Genomic DNA, 18,784 nt, shown 5'->3' on the forward strand with positions numbered 1-18,784 from the left:
CCCCATTCAAGAGGCAACCATTAAGCAGAACGGTCTACTGCTGCACAAATGCCTTCACCAGTTGAAACGCTTCTTCGGGCTTCTCGGCATGCAGCCAGTGGCCGGCATCTACAACGGTTTCAACCTGCGAGTTGGGAAACAGCGCTGGTATGCCGTAGAGCTTGTCTTCGGCAGTGATATAGTTCGACTTGCCGCCCCGCACAAACAGCGCGGGTTTCAGAAATGGCTGCGTAGCGGACGTTTCTTCCCCCACAGCAGCCATTGAGGCGGCGAGCGTCTTCAGATTGATGCGCCAGGCAAAGGAATTGTCTTCGCGGCGGTACAGGTTTTTAAGCAGAAACTGGCGGACGCCCACTTGCGGAATATGCTGGGCCATGGCCGCATCGGCCTCCTGGCGGCTGCCGAGGTGGGCGAGGTCCACGGCGTGCAGGCCGGCGAGGATGTCGGTTTGGTGCGCCATGTCGGAGAAACGCGGGGCAATGTCGAGCACGATAAGGCGGGCCAGGCGCTCGGGGTGGTCCAGGGCCAGGCGCATGGCCACTTTGCCACCCATGCTATGTCCCATGAGCGTGGAGTCGGGCCCCAGATGCAGGTGGTCGAACAGCGCCAGCACATCCTGCGCCATGAGGGCGTAGCTGTGCTCGGGGCTTTGGAAAGAGCGTCCGTGGTTGCGCAAATCCACGCTCACCACACGTAGCCCCGCTTCGGTGGCCCAGCGCCGGGCCAGGGTTTGCCAGTTGTCGAGGGTTCCGAAGAGGCCGTGGAGAATAACCAGGGGCCGGCCCTGGCCTTGGTCGAGGTAGTGAAGCAAAGGCATGGGGCAAAAATAGCGCAGCATCTCTGGTCCGGCCGGGTGGGCCGCTGCGCTTTAGCTCAAGCATAGGGGGACGATAAATAAAGTAGTGGGTTTTAACTCAGCTTCACCTGCTCCACACCCACGGCCTCCGATTTTTGAGTCAAATTGATTCGCTTTTCCCTTCTTAGTTCTTCTGATTCTGAAACTCTCCTCATTCCTGCTGGGCGCTATGCTGCTGTTGGTTGGCCGTGCCAATGCGCAGGTTACGCCGCCGGGCACCACGCCCCCCGTTACGCCGCCCAATGCCGCCGCGGCGCAAGAGCCTGCGCACCAGCCCAACGACACCGCGGGCCAGCCGCGCGACTGGAGCCTGCATTTCCAGCAGACCCTCATCGACCAGTGGCACAACGACCTAAGCACGCCCTATGCCGGCGACTACAGCCTGGCAAACCGCGAATCCGCGAAGCTCTCGTTTACATCCACGCTGTTTATCGGCCGGCGACTGTGGAAGGGCGCAGCTATCTACTTCAACCCCGAAGTAGCCGGCGGCAGCGGCCTGAGCGGCGCGCGGGGCATTGCGGGCTTCACCAATGGCGAAACCTTCCGCATCGGCGACCCCTCGCCCAGTCTGTATTTGGCGCGCCTGTACCTGCGGCAGGTTTTCGCCCTGGGCACCGGCACGGCAACAGATGAGGACGACCTAAACCAGCTGGCCGGCCTACGCCCAGAGCGCTACTTCGCCATCAACCTGGGCAAGTTCAGCACCGCCGATTTCTTCGACCAAAACAGCTACTCGCACGACCCGCGCACCCAGTTCCTGAACTGGAGCCTGATGAGTGCCGGCGGCTGGGACTACGCCGCCAATACCCGCGGCTACACCGTAGGCGGCGTGCTGGAGTACGTGACGCCCGGCCTGGCCTTGCGTTTCGCTTCCACGCTCATGCCCACGCTGGCCAACGGCCCGGTGCTGGACTTCCACTACGGCACGGCCCACGCCGAAACCCTCGAACTCACCAAAGGCTACCGCCTCGGCGGCCGCCAGGGCACAGTGCGGGTACTGGGGTTCCGCAACGTAGCGGCCATGGCTACCTACCGCAGTGCCATTGCATTAGCTCAAGCCACCGGCACGCAGCCCGATGTGGTGGCCGTGCGCCAGAGCGGCCACACCAAAGTGGGCTTTGGCCTGAATGCGGAGCAGGAGCTGACGCAAAATGTGGGCCTCTTCGCCCGCATCAGCTATAACGACGGCAAAAACGAAACCTGGGCCTTCACCGAAATTGACCGGAGCGCCAGCCTGGGGGTGGTGAGCACCGGCGCCCGCTGGCAGCGCCCCGACGACCGCCTCGGCGCGGCCGTGGTCGTGAACGGCATCAGCCCGGAGCACCGTGCTTACCTGGCGGCCGGGGGATATGGCTTTATCGTGGGCGACGGCGCGCTGCGCTACGGGCTGGAAAGAATCGGCGAGGTGTATTACAGCATCAGCCTGCCCCGCTACCATGCGGCCATCAGCCCTGATTATCAATTTGTGATGAACCCCGCCTACAACCGCGACCGCGGCGGCCCGGTGCATGTGGTGGCGCTGCGCCTTCACGTGGAGTTCTAGCGGAAACGCCTGCTGGGTCTACCAGCATTTGCGGCCATAAAACGAGCGGGGGTATAAAATTCGGGCATATCCTTGCCCGGTCCGGCCGCCGCGGGCCCGTTGTCGTACCTTTGCCACGGCGCAAAGCGCACTAGAATTTCCCACCCAACACCACCCTGTGTACCTTCATCATGTGGCTGCCTACCTTCCGGAGACAGTCGTCACTAATGCTCACTTCACCCGCCTCAATGGCTTGGCCAACGAGTGGATAATTGAGCGAACCGGCATCCAGGAGCGCCGCAAAGCCGGGCCCGGCGAAAATGCCAACACCATGGCTATTGCCGCTACGCAGGCCGCTTTAGCCGCTGCGCCCGCCTTTGCCCAAGATACGGTCGACCTAGTGGTTGCCGGTACCTACACGCCCCACGATACCATCTTCACAGCCGCGCACGCCGTGCAGCGCTTCATTGGCATCAACGAAATTCCAACGGTTAGCATCTCGTCGGCCTGCTCTTCTTTGCTGAACGCGGTGGAGATTGTGGAAGGCTACTTTGCGATGGGCAAAGCCACCCGCGCCATCGTGGTGGTAACAGAGCACAACACCGCTTACAACAACGAGGAGGACACCATGGCCGGCCACCTGTGGGGCGACGGCGCGGCGGCTCTGCTCATCTCCAAGGAGCGCATCAGCCCCGAAGATTTGGTTATTGCCGAGGTCATCACCGGTGGCGCCGCTCCGGTGAGCAAGGCCGATGAGGCCGTGACGCTCAAGCCCGTAGAGAAAGGCATTGTGATGCCTTTTGGGCGCGACGTGTTTCAGCAAGCCTGTATCTACATGGCCCGCGTGACGCAGAACCTGCTCGACAAGCACCACATCGCCACACCCGACCTCACCTACCTCATCCCGCACCAAGCCAACCTGCGCATTTCAAAAAACGTGGTGAAGCAGCTGGGCATCGACCCTAGCCGGGCCGTGAACAACATCGACCGCCTCGGCAATACCGGGTGCGCCGGAGCCGCCATTGGGCTGGCTGAAATCTGGGACACTCTTAAGGGCGGAGACAAGGTGATTGTCACGGTGTTCGGAGGCGGGTATTCCTACGGGGCCATGCTCTTGAATAAGTAAGGGTTGAGTTTTGAATGTTGAGAGTTGACTGAGCTGATAAGCCCAATCAATCTGCGCATTCGTCGCAGCACCAAGGGCTAAATGAGCGGCTATTTCAACTCAACATTTAACCCTCAAAACTCAGCACTTCCCCATGTTGCCTCCCGCCGACGCCTTCCTGCCCGAAATCACGTTTCAAACCAGCCGCTCCAGCGGACCCGGTGGGCAGAACGTGAACAAGGTGGAGTCGCGGGTGGAGCTGCGCTTTCCGTTGCTGAGCTCTCAGGTACTCACTGAGAGCCAGAAAGCCTTGATTCTGGAGAAATTGAGCAACCAGCTTACGGCTGAGGGCTTGCTCATCATCACGGCCCAGGACGACCGCAGCCAGCTGCGCAACAAGGAAATAGCCCTGGCCCGTTTCCACGAGCTGCTGCAAAAGAGCCTACGCCGGCCCAAGCCCCGCAAAGCCACTAAACCCAGCAAAAGCGCCGTGCGCAAGCGTCTAGAAGGCAAGAAGCTGCAGGGCGAAAAGAAAGCTAGCCGTCGGCGGCTAGAGTAGGTATTCGCACAGAGTTAAAATAGGAAAAGGGAGTTACGCAGAGCAAAATTCTCTCTGCGTAACTCCCTTTTCCTATTTTAACTCTGTGCGAAAGCTTAAAGCAGCGTGCCGTGCAATAGCACCAGGGCCACCGTGAAGTAGATAATCAGCCCAGTTACGTCGACCAGCGTGGCCACGAAGGGAGCAGAAGAAGTAGCCGGGTCGAGGCCCAGCTTCTTGAGCAGCAGCGGTAGCATGGAGCCCGCCAGTGAGCCCCACAGCACAATGCCTACCAGCGCAATGCCCACCGTGAGCGCCACCATCAGCCAATGCGGGCCATAAATGGGGGTGATGCTTTGCCAAACGGCGATGCGGGCAAACCCGACGATGCCCAGAATGACGCCCAGCGCGAGCCCCGACATGATTTCGCGCCGCAGCACCCGCCACCACTCGCTGAGCGTGAACTCGCCCAGCGCCATGGCCCGGATGATGAGCGACGTGGCCTGCGAGCCCGAGTTGCCGCCGGAGCTGATAATGAGCGGAATGAACTGCACCAGCACAATGGCCTTTTGGAGCTCGCCTTCAAAAAACTGCATGGCCGAGGCCGTGAGCAGCTCGCCCAGAAACAGCACCACCAGCCAGCCGGCCCGCTTCTGCACCATGCGCAGGAGGGGCGTGGCGAGGTAGGGCTCATCGAGGGCTTCGGAGCCGCCCAGCTTCTGCATGTCCTCGGTGTCTTCCTGCTCGCGGATGCTCAGGATGTCGTCGATGGTCACGATGCCGAGCAGAATGCCCTGGTCGCTGACCACGGGCAGGGCGTTGCGGTCGTTGCGACGAAACACGTCGATGGCGTCTTCCTGGTCCTGGGTAGCGGTGAGCTGCACAAAGCGACGGTCCATGAGGTCGCGCACCCGGGCCGTGGGCGCGGCCAGTAAAAACTCGCGGATGCGGATGTCGTCGAGCAGGACGCCTTGGGCATCGGTCACGTAGAGCATGCTCAGCGTTTCGGACTGCCCGCCGTGCTGGCGAATGTAGTCGAGTACCTGCTGCACCGTCCACGTCTCGCGGATGGCAATGTAGTCGGGTGTCATGAGGCGGCCCACCGACTCTTCGGGGTAGCCCAGCAGCTGCAGGGTCACCTTGCGCTCTTCTTCGGAGAGGCTCTGCACCAGCTCGGCCACGAAGTTGGCGGGCAGGAATTCGAGCAGGGCCGTGCGGTCGTCCGGCGACATTTCGTTGAGAATGTCGGCCATCTTGTCCTGGGCCAAGTTGTCGAGGAAGTGCCGCTGGATTTCCAGGTCCAAGTACTCAAACACCTCGGTGGCCAGCTTGAGGGGCAGCAGCCGGAAGATAATAAGCTGTTCGCGTTCCTCTTCTTCTTCAATAAGCGCCACCAACTCCGAGGGTTGAAACTCGCGGAGCACCTGCTTCAGCTTGAAAAATTCGCCCTCCTGAATCAGGGACGTGATGGTTTCCACGGTCTGCGGCTGCATGGGAAGAGGGGAGGAGAGTGCTTCGCTAGGCAAGCAGGATTGTTAGGAGAGAAAAAGCCCTGCAAAAGTAGGGCTAAAGCACAGCTTCAGGTCAAAAAAACGCGTTATGGAATCGGGCAAAGTGGTGTTGCTGCCAAAACCACCATCTTGCCCCTTCAAACCAGTGCCTATGCCCGTTGATTCCCCTGTTTCCGTTGGCGCGCCGCGCGGCATCCTTGTGATGCTGGGCGGCGGCGACGACGACCCGCTGCTTTCGCTTTTGGCCAGCCTGCTGCCCGACCACGACGCCACCATAGAAGTGCTGACCACGGCCACCCGCCGCCAGCCGGCCCGCACCGCCGCCGCCTACGCCCACGCCTGGCACCAGTTGGGCTACCGGCACGTGCGGCATTTGCAAGTCGATGAAGACCACCCCGCCGACGACCCCGCTACGCTGATGCGGCTGCGCCGCGCCACCCTGGTCTTCATGAGCGGCGGCGACCAGGAACGGCTCACCGACTTCTTGCTCGATACCGAGTTTCTGAGTATTCTAAAACATAAATACGAGAGCGAGGATACCTTTATCATCGCGGGCACCAGCGCCGGGGCCTCGGCCGTGGCCGAGTTTATGCTGGTGTACGGGCACGGCTGGCGCAGCTTGAAAAAGGGCAGCATCGAGGTGAAGCCCGGCCTGGGCTTGCTGCCCGGCGTGCTGCTCGACCAGCACTTTGCCGAGCGCGGCCGCTACCCCCGCCTGATGCACGCCGTGCTGGACCAGCCTACCCTACTCGGCATTGGGCTGAGCGAGGAGACCGGCCTCATCGTGCGGCCGGGTGTGCCCGCAGAAGTATTCGGCGACGAAGTCGTGGTGGTGGTCGACGCCGCCCAAACCACGCACAACAACCTGCCCGACCTGGCCCACGATAAAATCATCAGCGGCCACCGGCTGCATGTGCATTTGTTGGTAGCAGGCCAGCGGCTCAACCTGGCCACCCGGGACGTAATGGAGTGCTGAACAGTAGGCCTGCCAAGTGGAAACGGCCAACCGCTTTCAACGCCATTTGCCTGTAGCCTTATTGTTTAAGCGGGCACGAAACCATCCTACATTTGCGTTGATGCCGCGAAATAATCCCGTGCGATTCATGCGTATTTCCCGTTTGTGGCTGCGGCCGCTGCGTTTTCTGGGCCTTGCCATGCTGCTGTGCACGCTGCTGCCGTGGGCCTGTACCCGGAAGGCTGTGTCTTTCAATAGCAACCCCGACCAGCCCGCTACCGCCGCGCTGGTAGCGGATACGCTCGTCCGTACTGCCGATACTATTAAGGGTCAGCCTTCGCTCAGCACGGCCCGCAAGGTGGTCATTACCAAAGAGCAGGAGCGCGCCGCCAAAGAAGCCGAGAAGGAGGCCCAGCGCAAGCCCAAGAAGAAAAAGAAGGTCTTCCTGGGCGAGAAAATCAAGCGGGCTTACTCGAAGACGGGACCCAAGGGCCGCAACCAGATTGTGGAGGTGTTCTACTACCTCAAGTACCCGCTGCCCATTAATGACTACGCCCCGGCGCACTACTATTACGATACCAAGAAGCACAAGATTCTGAAGCTGGCCTCGGTGGAAGAAGACGCGCCCACCCTGAAAATCCTGCACGGCCCCTACAAAAAGCTGCAAAACAACAAGGTGCTCGAAACCGGCTATTACGCCTTGGGTACCCGACACTTGCGCTGGGAGCGGTTCGATAAAAATGGCGTCTTGCTAAGCAAGGTCCACTACGAAATGGGCTTTCCGCGCGATGCCAACGTGAGCTACTATGGCGAAGACCGCAGCCTTATCAACGAGGTGGTGCCTTACGTGAATGGCAAACTGGAGGGCGACTACGCCAAGTTCCTCATCAATGGCCAGGCCGATTGGCGCGGGCAGTTTGAGAACGGCAAGCGCGTTGGCGTCTGGACCAAGTACTGGGGCTTCCGCAACCGCCGCCATTACGAGTACCAGTACGCTGAGTCCGGCTATGACCCAGAAGTGACCGAGCCGGAACTCATTCGCGAGTACAACCGCAACGCCGTCATCATCTACGACAAGGAAAAGAACATCGACAAGCGCGGCCAGCCCGAAGCCGAAGACCGGCCCGGCATGCGCCGGCCCGTGCCGCGCGCCGCACCCAAAGCGACCCCGAAACGGTCGAAGTAATTCCGCTCAATAATTCAGCTCAACGAGCAGTTGGGCTCAATAAAAGGCGTCCTCGAAATGCTCGATGCGAAACCCCTGGCTGAGCAAGGTCAGGGCCACGATATCGAAGCGAATGTCGCCGCGCCAGTCCAGTTCTGCTTGCAGGTGCGTGGCCGCGAGCCGGAACAAGTCCTTCTTCCGGGCCGACACAAATGTTTCGGGCGGCCCAAACTGCCCGGATGAGCGGGTCTTGACTTCCACGAACACCAACAGCTCAACTCCGCGCCGCAGCACCAAGTCTACTTCGGCCCGGCCGTGGCGGTAGCCGCGGGCAAATACCTCGTAGTCGCGGGCCAGGAAGTAGTCGGCCGCCGCAGCTTCGCCGGCTTGGCCTAACTCGTGGGGCGCATGAGCCATAGTAGAGAGTAGGGGAGGAAAGAGTAGCGTGCTGACAGTTCCACTGTCGAGCGCCTGCAAGCTAGCCGCGGGCTGCCATACCTCAACCGATTGGCAGGAAGCCAAGCGTCCATTCTTGGAAGGCATCCGCCGGCCGGGGAGGGGCAAGCTAATGCCTACGGCGCTTAGTACCTTTGCGTCCCGTTTCCTCACCTCACGCTTATGGCCTCCTCCGTAGAACAGTTTCCGTACCAACTGCTCGACGCTACCCTGCCCAACGCTGCCAGCCCTGCGCCCAACCGCACGCTGCACGTGCAGCGCCTGGGCTTGGTCGACTACGTGCCCACTTGGCTGCTGCAGGAAGAACTGATGGATGCTACGCTGGCCATCAAGATTCAAAACCGCCAAGCCGAAGCCACCGGTGCGGCGCCCGCTCCCACACCGAACCACCTGCTACTCTGCGAGCATCCGCACACCTACACCCTGGGCAAAAGCGGCAAGCCCGAGCACCTGCTACTCAACGAGGCCGCGCTGGCGGTGCACGGCGCCAGCTTCCACCGCATCAACCGTGGCGGCGATATTACCTACCACGGCCCCGGGCAGCTCGTGGGCTACCCCATCCTCGACCTCGACAACTTCCGGCCCGACATTCACTGGTACCTGCGCATCTTGGAGGAGGCCGTTATCCGCACCTTGGCCGAATACGGCTTGAATGCCGGCCGCATCGCCGGGCTCACCGGCGTATGGCTGGGGTGGGAAGAAGGCGCCCCCAACCCGCGCAAAATCTGCGCCCTCGGCGTGAAGTGCAGCCGCTGGGTCACGCTCCACGGCTTTGCCCTGAACGTGAACCCGGACCTTGCGTATTTCGGTCATATCGTGCCCTGCGGCATCACGGATAAAGCGGTTACCTCCCTGGCACAAGAGTTGGGGAGCAGCGCGGCTGTGTCGGTAGCCGAAGTGCAGGAACGCCTGCTGCCCCATCTGGTGGAGCTATTGGGAGCCAGTAGCCCGGCCCTCTCCCCGAATTTGCCCACTAACAAAGCCTAAGGTTGTGAAACAAGACATTCCTTTTGACCCCGTAGAGGGCGTTTCAGTGGCCATCATTCCCGATGAGGAGGCCCTCACCCCCGAAGGCCAGCCCATCTGGCAGGTTTACCTGCTCAATCACAACGCTTTTCCCCTTGAAAATGTGATTGTGAACGCCAACGGCTACGGCCAGCAGGCGGATGGCGAAAAGGTGCGCACCTCCACCTTGCGCTACCTGTTCGAAGAAGTGCCGCCCCGCACCGCCGTCCCCGTCGAGCCCATCGACCCGGCTCTGTTTCATCTCAATAATCAGTATTGGGTGAGCTACTATCACGGCCCCCAGATTTTCGACAAAAAATTCATTTTCGTGCCCGACTCCATCGTGGCCGACAACCTCACGCACATCTCCCTGCTCGACCGGGAGGGCGTACTGCACAGCTAAATATTCTTTTCTGCCGTTCTGAATTGTGATTCTTTCTGCTGGGTTGGGTCGTTTTTTCTTAATATATTTTCTATGATTCATTTTGATATTCCACTAGGCTTGGCTTGGATGTGGGCATTGTTGGTCTCGCTCTTCGCTGTGCCTTCCATCATCTACATTGCCCACCTCAAAAACATGCTGGACACGCCCAACGGGCGCACCGTGCACCAGTCGCTCACGCCCCGCTTGGGCGGCGTGGCCGTGTTCGCTGGCTTCATGTCGGCCCTAACCATCTTCGCTCCGCTTCAAAACGGCGCCAAGGAGCTGCTGGCTGGCTGCATCATCCTGTTCTTCGTTGGGCTGAAAGATGACTTGGTGGGCATGTCGGTTTCGAAGAAGTTTGTGGGCCAGTTGCTCGCCACCGGCATCGTGATGATAATGGCCGACGTGCGCATCACCAGCTTCCAGGGCATTCTGGGCGTGGGAGAATTGCCAGTCGGCATTAGCTACGCCTTCACGTTGGGCGTCATCGTGGGCATTACCAACGCCATCAACCTCATCGACGGGCTGGACGGCTTAGCGGGTACTATCGTATTAATTATCTGTAGCACATTCGGTTATTATTTTTATGTGTACGGCGGCCCCGGCTACAGCAACTACTCTTATGTAGCGGTTTGCCTCATTGGTGGGTTGCTGGGCTTCTTGCGGTATAACTTCCACCGGGCCCCCATTTTTATGGGCGATACCGGTTCGCTGGTATGTGGCTTTATTGTATCGGTGCTGGCCATTCAGTTCATCGAAATGGGGCTGCGAGTGGGCCAGCCTTTCGGCTCTGCTTCCCCATCGGTCGCCGTTGGCATTCTGTTTGTGCCTTTGTTCGATACCATCCGGGTGTTCTCGCTGCGCATGCTAGCGGGCCGCTCGCCTTTCTCACCGGATAAAAACCACATCCATCACCGCATTCTGGCCATGGGCTTTCAGCAAATCAGCACTGTGCTGCTGCTGGGCTTGCTCAACGTGCTGGTTATCTTGTTCGTAATTCGGTTTGCTTCGCTTGGCAACACGGTGCTCATCGCGGCCCTAGCTGGCTTCTCGGCCTTGCTGAGCATCTTCTTCGGTGTGTACCAAAGCCGCATTTCGCGCCGCCAGTTGCTGGCCGCCGAAAGCAGTAAATTAGCCTAGTCGCTCACCTCATCATGTTACCTACGGGCTCGTTGCGAACGTTGTGGCTGCTCACGTGCGGCCTGTTCTTGGCAATGGTGGCCGCGGTGCGCCCGGCGCAGGCCAGCGAGTACCGGCAGCTTCCGCCGGCCTCGCCCACAGCCCTTTCCGACGATTGGCTTATCCACGACGCCGCCCGCAACCGGCTGATATTCTACCTGCCCGGCTACCACCAGCCCGCGCACGCCTACTACCAGTGGGTGCGGCTTAACCATAGCCAGCCCTTCCCGCTGTCTTTTGCGGCGCAGCCGGGCCTCAGCATTTTTATCGATAACCAGCTCGTCTTCACCGCGAAGACGGCAACAACGTATTCCCTGGACCTGGCGCAGCTGCTACCAGCTCAACTATCGGCTGGTACGCATCTGCTGGCCGTGTGGCAGCCCGATGGGTCGCCCGCGCTGGCGTCATTTTCTGGCGTGAGCGCCAGCAGTGCTTCGGCCGGGCAGGCAAAAGTTCGCGCCGAGCAGGCCCAACCCCGGCTGCCCCGGCCCCAGGGCCAGAATGTGTATCTAGGTTTTTTGCTGGTGCTGGGGCTATCCTACGGAGCGGTTCGGTCGGCGTACCAGCCGGGTTTGGCCCGCATTTTCCAGATTGAGGAGTTGTTTGGTGGCGGCAGCGACCAGCAGGCCTTTCTGGCGAAGCCTGCGTTTTCGCTGCTCAACCTGCTGTTGGTCCTGCTCTTTGCCCTGTCGTTTGCGTTGCTGCTCACGGCCATCCATACCGACTTGCAGAACCTGCCTTTACTGCGTCGCTTCTTCGACGTGCCGGAAACCGCCATCGTGGGCCGCGTTGTCCTTTACACTGCCGTCATCACCGTCTTCATATTCGGAAAGTATGTGTATCTGGAGGTTATGGGCTACATTTTTGGGCTGCAGCCCCTCGTCAACATCCAGTATCGGGAGTTTCTGCGCACCACATTGCTCGGTGGGCTGTTTCTGCCCCTGGTACTGCTGCTTTACCTTAGCCTCAACAGTAGCTACCCGCGCACGGTGGCCTGGGCAGCTAGTGCGGTTATTGGCATCGTGCTTGTCGGCACCGTACTGCGCGTGGCCCGCACTCTGCATCAGCACGCTTCGCTGCTGAATCTGCATTTGTTTGCTTACCTTTGCGCTACTGAAGTATTGCCTTTACTGGTTTTACTTAAACTTATCGTCTTTACGTACTGATTGGCGCTCGTCGCCCTGTCCGAATTAGTCCCTTTCTCTCCTCTTATTGTCCTAGCATTACCCTTTATTTTCCTGTATGGCCGAGAGTGCAGATAAGCCGGGTACAGGCCGGCATGCCAAGCGCATCACAAGTATCCTGGTTACCCAGCCCAAGCCCACCAACGACGTATCTCCCTACTTCGCCATTGCCGAGAAATACGGCATCCAAGTCGATTTTAGAGAGTTCATCGAGGTGCAGCCCGTATCCTATAAGGATTTTCGGCGCGAAAAAATAAATATACCGGACTTCACAGCTGTTATTTTCACCAGCCGGAACGCCGTTGACCATTTTTTTCGCATCTGCCAAGAAGCCAAGCTAGAGATGCCGGCCGAGATGAAGTACTTCTGTATTTCAGAGCAGACCGCCAACTACTTGCAGAAGTACATCGTGCTTCGCAAGCGCAAGCTGTTTGTGGGCCAGCGCACGGCCGCCGACCTGTTTGAGGTGATAAAAAAGCACAAAGGGGAGAACTTCTTGTACCCCTGCTCCGACATTCGTAAGGACGACCTTCCGGTGTTTATGCGTGCCAACAACCTCAAGTTTTCGGAAGCGGTGATTTACCGTACCGTAGCCAGCGACCTGTCCGACCTGTCGGATGTGAAGTACGACTGCATCGCCTTCTTTAGCCCGTCCGGCATCAGCTCGCTTTTCATCAACTTCCCTGATTTCGTGCAGGATGGCACGCGCATTGCCGCGTTTGGCCCCACCACTGCCAAAGCCGTAATTGATGCGGGCCTAATCCTGGATATCGAAGCACCTCATCCCAATGCCCCGTCGATGACGGGCGCAATCGAGGCTTACATCCGGCGGCATGCCCAGCCCGAGGTCGGGAAAACCAGCTCCAAGAACGCCAATCCGAAGGTTTAAGCTACTTAATTGACTGAGAACCGGCGCAACCCACCCTTGCGCCGGTTTTTTTTGCCCGAATTTTTTGAAGAGCGTTTTTCACTTACATTTGGAAGCTAGTACCCCCTTCGCGTCTGCCGCCTCCCCACCGCCCGCTTTCTTCTTGCACCGCCAGTGCCCCGCCCTATGAAAGTAACGCTACTCGCGACTCTGCTGCTCACCGCAGCAGCTGGCACTGCGCTTGCTCAGCAGCAGCCCCAGTTCACGCATTACGGTCTCAATGGCATGTACCTGAACCCGGCTTACGCCGGTATCAAGGGGCAGGGGGAGGTTAGCCTGATTGGTCGCTACCAGTACTTGAACTATAGTGGCACCTTCGATGGTGGCGGTTCGCCACGCACAGGTTTGGTGACGGCCTCTTTGCCGATTCTGGCCCTCAACGGCGGGGTGGGCCTGGCCGTGTACTACGACCAGGTAGGCCAGTCGAAAATGACTAATGCAGCCCTCTCGTATTCGCAGCACATCAAGTTAGGGTCAGGCAAGCTAGGCGTAGGCATTCAGGGCATCTACACTTATTTGAGCAAAGGCACTTACAATGCCATCGACCCGGAAGACATCAACGTGCCGAAAGACGCTTCCGACAGCAAGTTTGACGCGGGCGCTGGCGTATGGTACGAGTCGCCCAAGCTGTATGCAGGTTTAAGTCTCAACAATCTCGCTCGTTCCGAGTACTCGTTTAAGAGCGCCGGCACGAAGGGTACTGCAAGCAAGTACTTGGCGGAAAATCACGCTTATTTCACGGCGGGGTACAATATCGATGCTACGTCTTCCGTTGTCGTGACGCCCATGGTTCTCGTGAAAGCCGTGTTGCCCGGCAAGTTCTCAAGTACCAGCAAATTTGACAACGCAAAGAACTACTCTTTCGAAGGTGGCGTTCGTGCCACTATTGACGATAAATATTGGGCTGGAGTCAACTACCGCCATCAAGAATCTTTTTCCGGCCTTCTTGGCCTGAGCTTTGCAAAAGACAATGCTATGCGCGTCGGTTATGCGTTCGATTTCATTGCTTTCAATCAAGATGCCCGAGCATTCAGCTCGCATGAAATTATGCTCTCTTACCGCTTGCCCAAGCCCGGTTTAGCTACCCGGCCGGCCATCCGCACACCACGCTATAGCTTCTAATTTTCCTATTTACCGACCTATTCTGCAAGGGTGCTGTTTTTTTCTTTAGTTAGGACAAATTCCAGTCAGGCCCACAGGCTATAAAACGAATTAAACGAGTTATTTACGCCATTCAGCGTGTTTTCCCCTGATTTGGCTCTGTGTAGAAAATATTGGGTATTGCACAGTATCCCAAAAACATGTAGATTTGCCAGCCCATCCAACTGTACTTTAGCGGTATTGGCAACAAAACAGAATTTTTAACTCTCATGAACAAGCTTCTAGCAATATCCCTTTTCGCTATCTCCGGGGCATTATTGGGCGGGTGTGGATTTGGTAAAGGGCCTCAGGGCGAACTCGTTGGTTCCGACGAGCGTCCTATCTTTAACCCTCAGGAAGTGCCTTTTGGTATGGTTCCTTGCCCAGGGGGGACGTTTCACATGGGTCAGACCGACCAGGACATATCTGCTTCCATGGTGAACATGAACAAGCAGGTGACCATTGCCGGCTTCTACATGGACGAGACGGAAATCACCAACAACGAGTACCGCCAGTTCATGGACGCCATCAAGCAGGACTCGCTGGATGTGCTAGGCGAAGAGTACGTGATGACGGAACTGTATCCCGACACCACCGTGTGGGTTCGGGACTTTACCTACCACATGGGTGACCCATTGCTGGAGTACTACTATACGCACCCAGCTTTCGACGACTATCCAGTAGTTGGTGTGGACTGGTTTGCTGCTAAGTATTTCTGCAACTGGCGCACCAAGTTCCGGAATGCGGCACGTGAGGAAAGCGGTTATGCCAATGACCCCAACTTCCGTCTGCCTTCCGAAGCAGAGTGGGAGTATGCTGCTCGTGGTGGCCGCGACCTAGCTACCTACCCATGGGGCGGTCCTTACTTGCGCAACACCAAAGGCTGCATGCTAGCGAACTTTAAGCCAGGCCGCGGTGATTATGCTTCCGATGGCTTTGCCTATACGGCTGAAGTAGGTTCGTTCTTCCCCAACGACTTTGGCCTGTATGATATGGCCGGCAACGTGTCGGAATGGTGTGATGATGCTTATATGGAGGCTTCGGTTCCGGTAGTATGGGACTTGAACCCGACCAATCCAGATGATAACGAGCCCCGCAAAGTAGTTCGGGGTGGTTCGTGGAAGGACATAGCTTACTTCCTCGAAACCGGTACTCGCAACTTCGAATACCAGGACTCTGCTCGCTCGTACATCGGCTTCCGCTGCTCGATGATTCAGATTGGCATGGGTAGCAACAATTCCCTCAACTAAGGTTTCAAACGGCTGACGCCACATCCACCACCCTACCCATTAACACCTTCTCCAATCAATAGTTAAATTCTCATGGCAGCTAAAGGAAATTTTCTCTACGATACGCTGATGCCCAAAATCTATGGCATCGGTGCAGCAGTTGTAATCGTTGGTGCACTATTCAAAATTGAACACTGGAACGGTGCTGACCAGATGCTTATCGCAGGTTTGAGTACAGAAGCCGTTATCTTCTTCCTCAGCGCATTCCAACCGCAGTCGAAGGAGCACGATTGGTCGTTGGTATACCCCGAATTGAGCGAAGGCTACGACCCCTCTACGGGCAACCCTAGCTTCTCGACCGATAATTCGGCCAAGGGCCTGACCATGAAGTTGGACGACATGTTGAAGAATGCCAACGTTACTCCCGAAGCCCTCACCAACCTGGGCCAGGGCTTGAACCGCCTCAGCACCACTACCTCGCAGCTGTCGCAGCTGGGCGAGGCTACCAATGTGACCGACGAATACACCAAGAAGGTGCGTTCGGCTGCGGAGTCGCTCGATAAAATCAACGTAGCCTACGGCAATACGGTAGAAGCTATTTCGGCTATGTCGAATGCTACCTCCGACGCCAAAGAGTACCACATGCAGGTACAGAACGTGACCAAGAACTTGGGCGCACTGAACGCTGTTTACGAGATGGAGCTGCAGGATGCCAACACGCACCTGAAGTCCATGAACCAGTTCTACGGTACGCTCAGCAAGGCCATGGATAACATGACCCAGGCCGGCAAGGACACCGAACAGTTCCAGAAGCAAGTATCTGATTTGACGAGCAACCTCACGTCGCTCAACCGTGTGTACGGCAACATGCTGAACGCCATGCGGGCTCCGGCCCAAGCCTAATGCTTAGGCAGCAATTCAGTTCTTCATCCAATTTTAGAGGAAACAGATAATGGCAGGCGGAAAAGAAACTCCGCGGCAGAAGATGATTGGCATGATGTACCTCGTGCTAACGGCTCTTCTGGCGCTCCAAGTGAACTCAGCAATCCTGCTGAAGTTCAAGTTTATTGACGACAGCTTGCTGAGCGTCAATGACAAAACATCGGTTGCTGCCGATGGTACCGTTAAAGGTATTCAGGCGGCAGTGGTGAAAAACCAAAATCAGGCCCGTGACCAGGCTGTGTTAAAGCAAAGCGAGGAAATTCGTCAGAAGACGAAGGACATCGTTTCTTACCTGCGTGATGTACGCGAGCAGCTCTTGAAGGCTACTGAAAACACCGCAGGTGAGGTTAAGAACATGAGCGGTGAAGACAAGGTAGCTATTACCATGCTCGGTGGTAAGAAGAACGGCATTGCCTATACCACCATGAAGCCCAAACTGAACGAGTACGCTGAGTACATGAAGCAGTTTGTGCCTTCGGCCACTCCGCTGGCGCTTGACGCTAAAGAAGACGCTCGTGTAACGGAGAAGTCGCAGAAGACCAAGAATTTCGCTGAGCTCAACTTCGAGAACACTCCGGTTGTGGCCGCTTTGGCTACCATCTCCCAAAAGGAGACAGAAATTCTGAAGATGGAAGCCGAAGCGTTGCAGAAGCAAGCTGAGAAAGTAGGTGCCAAAACCATCGTATTTGACAAAATCGGTGCTTTCGCTAGCGCTGAGTCGAACACGGTAGCTGCCGGCACTAAATACAAAGCTGAGCTTTTCCTGACGGCATCAGCTTCGAGCATTAGCCCACGGATGACGTTGAATGGTTCGCCCATCCCCGTTGGGCCCGACGGCCATGGTAAGATTGAGTTTACGGCTCGCCCCGGCAACTTTGATGCTTCCGGTAACGCTAAAGCTTCGTGGACTGGTACTATCCGCTTTAACCAGAATGGACGTGACACTACCTTCACCAAAAAGGTAGAGTATACCATTACCAAACCAGTTATGCAGATTCAGTCGGCTTCGGTGCAGGCTCTGTATTTCAAGTGCGGCAACAAGCTGAACGTATCAGTACCTGCTTTGGGTGCTCAATACAAGCCTAGCTTCTCGGCCTCGGGTGCCTCCGTGCTGCCTGGTTCTAAGACTGGCGACGTAACCTTGGTGCCCAACTCTAAAGAAGTAACCTTGAACGTGAGCAGCGGCGGCAATGCCATCGGCTCACAGACTTTCCAGGTTCGTCCTATCCCCAAGCCTACCATCGAATGCTTCGTGGGTGGCCGTCAGGTAAACGAAAAGCAGGGTACTCCCGGTACTGCTGTGCGCTCGATGACGCTACGTGCTATTCCCGACGCTGGCTTTGCCACTTTCCTCCCAGATGATGCCCGGTACCGTGTGTCTCGCTACGAGGTAACGCTGGTACGTGGCCGTCGTCCTGCAATTCAAACGAGAACGGTAAACGGTCCCGAGGCTAACCTTAGCGACATCGTGAATGCTTACCGCGAAGGCGACCGTATTTACATCGAGGTGAAGGAAGTGCAGCGCTTGAACTTCCAAGGCAATGTTGAGACGGTAAATGTGTCCAAGCAATTCAACGTGCCCCTGCTATAATATCACAGGCGCTACCCACGTTAGCGAACTATCTTAAAGTAAATCTGCTTTTGCCCGTTATGAAATCCATTCACACCTTGGCCGCAATTGCTGCTGGTTTGTCGTTGTCACTCACGGCTTCGGCCCAGGAGCAAGCCACTACGGCCACCAGCACGGGTTCGCACCGGCCCATTCCGCCTTCGGACCAAATGTTCCGCAAGAGCATCTGGCGCCAGGTAGACCTGCGCGAGAAGCAGAACAAGCCCATGTTCTCGGAAGGCAAGGAAATCAGCCGCATTATTCTCGAAGCGGTGAAGCGCGGCGAACTGCAGGCTTACAAGAGTGACTCGCTTACTTCCACGTTCAACCCGCAGGAAGTAACCGGCAACATGTCTTATGTTGACGAAGGATTCAAGCTGAGCGACGAAGAGAAAGCAGCTGGTTTCAGTGAGAAAGACCTGAACGGTGGTGGCAGTGACGATGGCTGGGGTACTCCTGCTCCCAAAAAGGGCGCAAGCAAGGCTACAGCAGCTAAAACCATTCGCCGGCCCAAGCTGGACAAGAACGGCAAGCAGCTGAAGGACAAGAAGGGCAAGGTGATTATGGAAACGGTAGCTGCTGCTCCCGTTGCTGCACCTGCTCCTGCTGGCAACGAGTACCGCTACAAGGACTTGTATGAGATGGAGATAAAAGAGGATATGATTTTCGACAAGAAGCGGTCGAGAATGTATCACGACATTAAGTCCATCACCCTGCTGGTGCCTTCGACCTTGCCCTCGAATACCTCAGGCATTGAGAAGCCCATCGGCACGTTCAAGTACAGCGACCTAGTGAAGGTATTCCGCGCCAATCCGGAGAACGCCATCTGGTTTAACGCCGAGAACGACGCGCAGCACAAGAACCTGGCTGATGCCTTCGAACTGTGGTTGTTCAACTCCTACATCACCAAAGTATCGAACGCTGGCGATAGCCGTCTGGATGACATCTACGGCGGTGCCCAGCAAGGCATCCTCGCAGCTCAGCAAACCGCTGCCGACCTGATTGAATACGAGTACAACCTGTGGAGCTTCTAAAC

The 18,784-nt window shown here is 57.3% G+C and carries 18 protein-coding genes; 15 read left to right on the top strand and 3 right to left on the bottom strand.

Annotated features, from left to right (window positions below; translation table 11 throughout):
- Positions 1 to 34 precede the first annotated feature (34 nt).
- Positions 35 to 817 carry an alpha/beta fold hydrolase gene (locus LJ738_RS11180; RefSeq protein WP_227786404.1) on the bottom strand — a complete coding sequence of 261 codons (783 nt, stop codon included), beginning with the start codon at positions 815 to 817 and terminating at the stop codon, positions 35 to 37.
- A gap of 208 nt (positions 818 to 1,025) precedes the next feature.
- On the opposite strand from LJ738_RS11180, the gene LJ738_RS11185 reads away from it, so the two are divergent.
- The 3 genes from LJ738_RS11185 (at position 1,026) to arfB (ending at position 4,042) form a co-directional block, all read left to right on the top strand.
- A complete protein-coding gene (locus LJ738_RS11185; RefSeq protein WP_227786405.1) occupies positions 1,026 to 2,399 on the top strand; it encodes a carbohydrate porin in 1,374 nt (457 codons plus the stop codon).
- 157 nt (positions 2,400 to 2,556) lie between these two features.
- Positions 2,557 to 3,504: a 3-oxoacyl-ACP synthase III family protein gene (locus LJ738_RS11190; RefSeq protein ID WP_227786406.1), complete on the top strand. Its 948-nt coding sequence runs from the start codon at positions 2,557 to 2,559 to the stop codon at positions 3,502 to 3,504.
- Positions 3,505 to 3,637: 133 nt separating this feature from the next.
- Positions 3,638 to 4,042 carry an alternative ribosome rescue aminoacyl-tRNA hydrolase ArfB gene (arfB, locus tag LJ738_RS11195; RefSeq protein ID WP_068190128.1) on the top strand — a complete coding sequence of 135 codons (405 nt, stop codon included), beginning with the start codon at positions 3,638 to 3,640 and terminating at the stop codon, positions 4,040 to 4,042.
- A 95-nt stretch (positions 4,043 to 4,137) separates the two neighbouring features.
- Here arfB and mgtE read toward each other — a convergent pair whose 3' ends face one another.
- On the bottom strand, positions 4,138 to 5,514 hold the full coding sequence (gene mgtE, locus LJ738_RS11200; RefSeq protein ID WP_227786407.1) for a magnesium transporter: 1,377 nt from the start codon (positions 5,512 to 5,514) through the stop codon (positions 4,138 to 4,140).
- A 169-nt stretch (positions 5,515 to 5,683) separates the two neighbouring features.
- Between mgtE and LJ738_RS11205 the strand changes: the two genes are divergently transcribed.
- Both LJ738_RS11205 and LJ738_RS11210 read left to right on the top strand, forming a co-directional pair.
- Positions 5,684 to 6,508, top strand: a complete 825-nt coding sequence (locus tag LJ738_RS11205; RefSeq protein ID WP_227786408.1) for a cyanophycinase — start codon at positions 5,684 to 5,686, stop codon at positions 6,506 to 6,508.
- A gap of 127 nt (positions 6,509 to 6,635) precedes the next feature.
- On the top strand, positions 6,636 to 7,673 hold the full coding sequence (locus LJ738_RS11210) for a toxin-antitoxin system YwqK family antitoxin (protein WP_227786409.1): 1,038 nt from the start codon (positions 6,636 to 6,638) through the stop codon (positions 7,671 to 7,673).
- A gap of 36 nt (positions 7,674 to 7,709) precedes the next feature.
- Here LJ738_RS11210 and LJ738_RS11215 read toward each other — a convergent pair whose 3' ends face one another.
- Positions 7,710 to 8,069: a YraN family protein gene (locus LJ738_RS11215; protein WP_227786410.1), complete on the bottom strand. Its 360-nt coding sequence runs from the start codon at positions 8,067 to 8,069 to the stop codon at positions 7,710 to 7,712.
- Between the two features lie 201 nt (positions 8,070 to 8,270).
- Here LJ738_RS11215 and lipB point away from each other — a divergent pair, with 201 nt between their 5' ends.
- From lipB to porN, 10 genes are all read left to right on the top strand, one after another.
- A complete protein-coding gene (gene lipB / locus LJ738_RS11220) occupies positions 8,271 to 9,095 on the top strand; it encodes a lipoyl(octanoyl) transferase LipB (protein WP_227786411.1) in 825 nt (274 codons plus the stop codon).
- A gap of 4 nt (positions 9,096 to 9,099) precedes the next feature.
- Positions 9,100 to 9,516, top strand: a complete 417-nt coding sequence (locus tag LJ738_RS11225; RefSeq protein WP_227786412.1) for a hypothetical protein — start codon at positions 9,100 to 9,102, stop codon at positions 9,514 to 9,516.
- Between the two features lie 72 nt (positions 9,517 to 9,588).
- Entirely contained in the window at positions 9,589 to 10,677 is a 1,089-nt protein-coding gene (locus LJ738_RS11230) for an MraY family glycosyltransferase (protein ID WP_227786413.1), read from the top strand.
- A gap of 14 nt (positions 10,678 to 10,691) precedes the next feature.
- Positions 10,692 to 11,882, top strand: coding sequence for a DUF4271 domain-containing protein (locus LJ738_RS11235; protein ID WP_227786414.1), 1,191 nt, complete (start codon positions 10,692 to 10,694; stop codon positions 11,880 to 11,882).
- Between the two features lie 76 nt (positions 11,883 to 11,958).
- Positions 11,959 to 12,789 (top strand): uroporphyrinogen-III synthase, encoded by an 831-nt coding sequence (locus LJ738_RS11240; RefSeq protein ID WP_227786415.1) that lies wholly within the window; start codon positions 11,959 to 11,961, stop codon positions 12,787 to 12,789.
- A 165-nt stretch (positions 12,790 to 12,954) separates the two neighbouring features.
- A complete protein-coding gene (locus LJ738_RS11245) occupies positions 12,955 to 13,950 on the top strand; it encodes a PorP/SprF family type IX secretion system membrane protein (RefSeq protein ID WP_227786416.1) in 996 nt (331 codons plus the stop codon).
- A 248-nt stretch (positions 13,951 to 14,198) separates the two neighbouring features.
- A complete protein-coding gene (porK, locus tag LJ738_RS11250; protein WP_227786417.1) occupies positions 14,199 to 15,218 on the top strand; it encodes a T9SS ring complex lipoprotein PorK/GldK in 1,020 nt (339 codons plus the stop codon).
- Positions 15,219 to 15,326: 108 nt separating this feature from the next.
- Entirely contained in the window at positions 15,327 to 16,100 is a 774-nt protein-coding gene (porL, locus tag LJ738_RS11255; protein ID WP_410779915.1) for a type IX secretion system motor protein PorL/GldL, read from the top strand.
- A gap of 49 nt (positions 16,101 to 16,149) precedes the next feature.
- Entirely contained in the window at positions 16,150 to 17,730 is a 1,581-nt protein-coding gene (porM, locus tag LJ738_RS11260; RefSeq protein WP_227786419.1) for a type IX secretion system motor protein PorM/GldM, read from the top strand.
- A gap of 59 nt (positions 17,731 to 17,789) precedes the next feature.
- A complete protein-coding gene (gene porN, locus LJ738_RS11265) occupies positions 17,790 to 18,782 on the top strand; it encodes a type IX secretion system ring subunit PorN/GldN (protein WP_227786420.1) in 993 nt (330 codons plus the stop codon).
- Positions 18,783 to 18,784 lie beyond the last annotated feature (2 nt).

This window comes from Hymenobacter plasmatis, assembly GCF_020711255.1.
Lineage (GTDB): Bacteria > Bacteroidota > Bacteroidia > Cytophagales > Hymenobacteraceae > Hymenobacter.

Excerpts from the sequence above, each read along its gene's own strand:
- LJ738_RS11180 (WP_227786404.1), bottom strand. The coding sequence starts at position 817 with ATGCCTTTGCTTCACTACCTCGACCAAGGCCAGGGCCGGCCCCTGGTT.
- LJ738_RS11185 (WP_227786405.1), top strand. The coding sequence starts at position 1,026 with ATGCTGCTGTTGGTTGGCCGTGCCAATGCGCAGGTTACGCCGCCGGGC.
- arfB (WP_068190128.1), top strand. The coding sequence starts at position 3,638 with ATGTTGCCTCCCGCCGACGCCTTCCTGCCCGAAATCACGTTTCAAACC.
- porK (WP_227786417.1), top strand. The coding sequence starts at position 14,199 with ATGAACAAGCTTCTAGCAATATCCCTTTTCGCTATCTCCGGGGCATTA.
- LJ738_RS11235 (WP_227786414.1), top strand. The coding sequence starts at position 10,692 with ATGTTACCTACGGGCTCGTTGCGAACGTTGTGGCTGCTCACGTGCGGC.
- LJ738_RS11230 (WP_227786413.1), top strand. The coding sequence starts at position 9,589 with ATGATTCATTTTGATATTCCACTAGGCTTGGCTTGGATGTGGGCATTG.
- porM (WP_227786419.1), top strand. The coding sequence starts at position 16,150 with ATGGCAGGCGGAAAAGAAACTCCGCGGCAGAAGATGATTGGCATGATG.
- LJ738_RS11205 (WP_227786408.1), top strand. The coding sequence starts at position 5,684 with ATGCCCGTTGATTCCCCTGTTTCCGTTGGCGCGCCGCGCGGCATCCTT.
- LJ738_RS11245 (WP_227786416.1), top strand. The coding sequence starts at position 12,955 with ATGAAAGTAACGCTACTCGCGACTCTGCTGCTCACCGCAGCAGCTGGC.
- mgtE (WP_227786407.1), bottom strand. The coding sequence starts at position 5,514 with ATGCAGCCGCAGACCGTGGAAACCATCACGTCCCTGATTCAGGAGGGC.
- LJ738_RS11210 (WP_227786409.1), top strand. The coding sequence starts at position 6,636 with ATGCGTATTTCCCGTTTGTGGCTGCGGCCGCTGCGTTTTCTGGGCCTT.
- porN (WP_227786420.1), top strand. The coding sequence starts at position 17,790 with ATGAAATCCATTCACACCTTGGCCGCAATTGCTGCTGGTTTGTCGTTG.
- LJ738_RS11215 (WP_227786410.1), bottom strand. The coding sequence starts at position 8,069 with ATGGCTCATGCGCCCCACGAGTTAGGCCAAGCCGGCGAAGCTGCGGCG.
- lipB (WP_227786411.1), top strand. The coding sequence starts at position 8,271 with ATGGCCTCCTCCGTAGAACAGTTTCCGTACCAACTGCTCGACGCTACC.
- LJ738_RS11240 (WP_227786415.1), top strand. The coding sequence starts at position 11,959 with ATGGCCGAGAGTGCAGATAAGCCGGGTACAGGCCGGCATGCCAAGCGC.
- porL (WP_410779915.1), top strand. The coding sequence starts at position 15,327 with ATGCCCAAAATCTATGGCATCGGTGCAGCAGTTGTAATCGTTGGTGCA.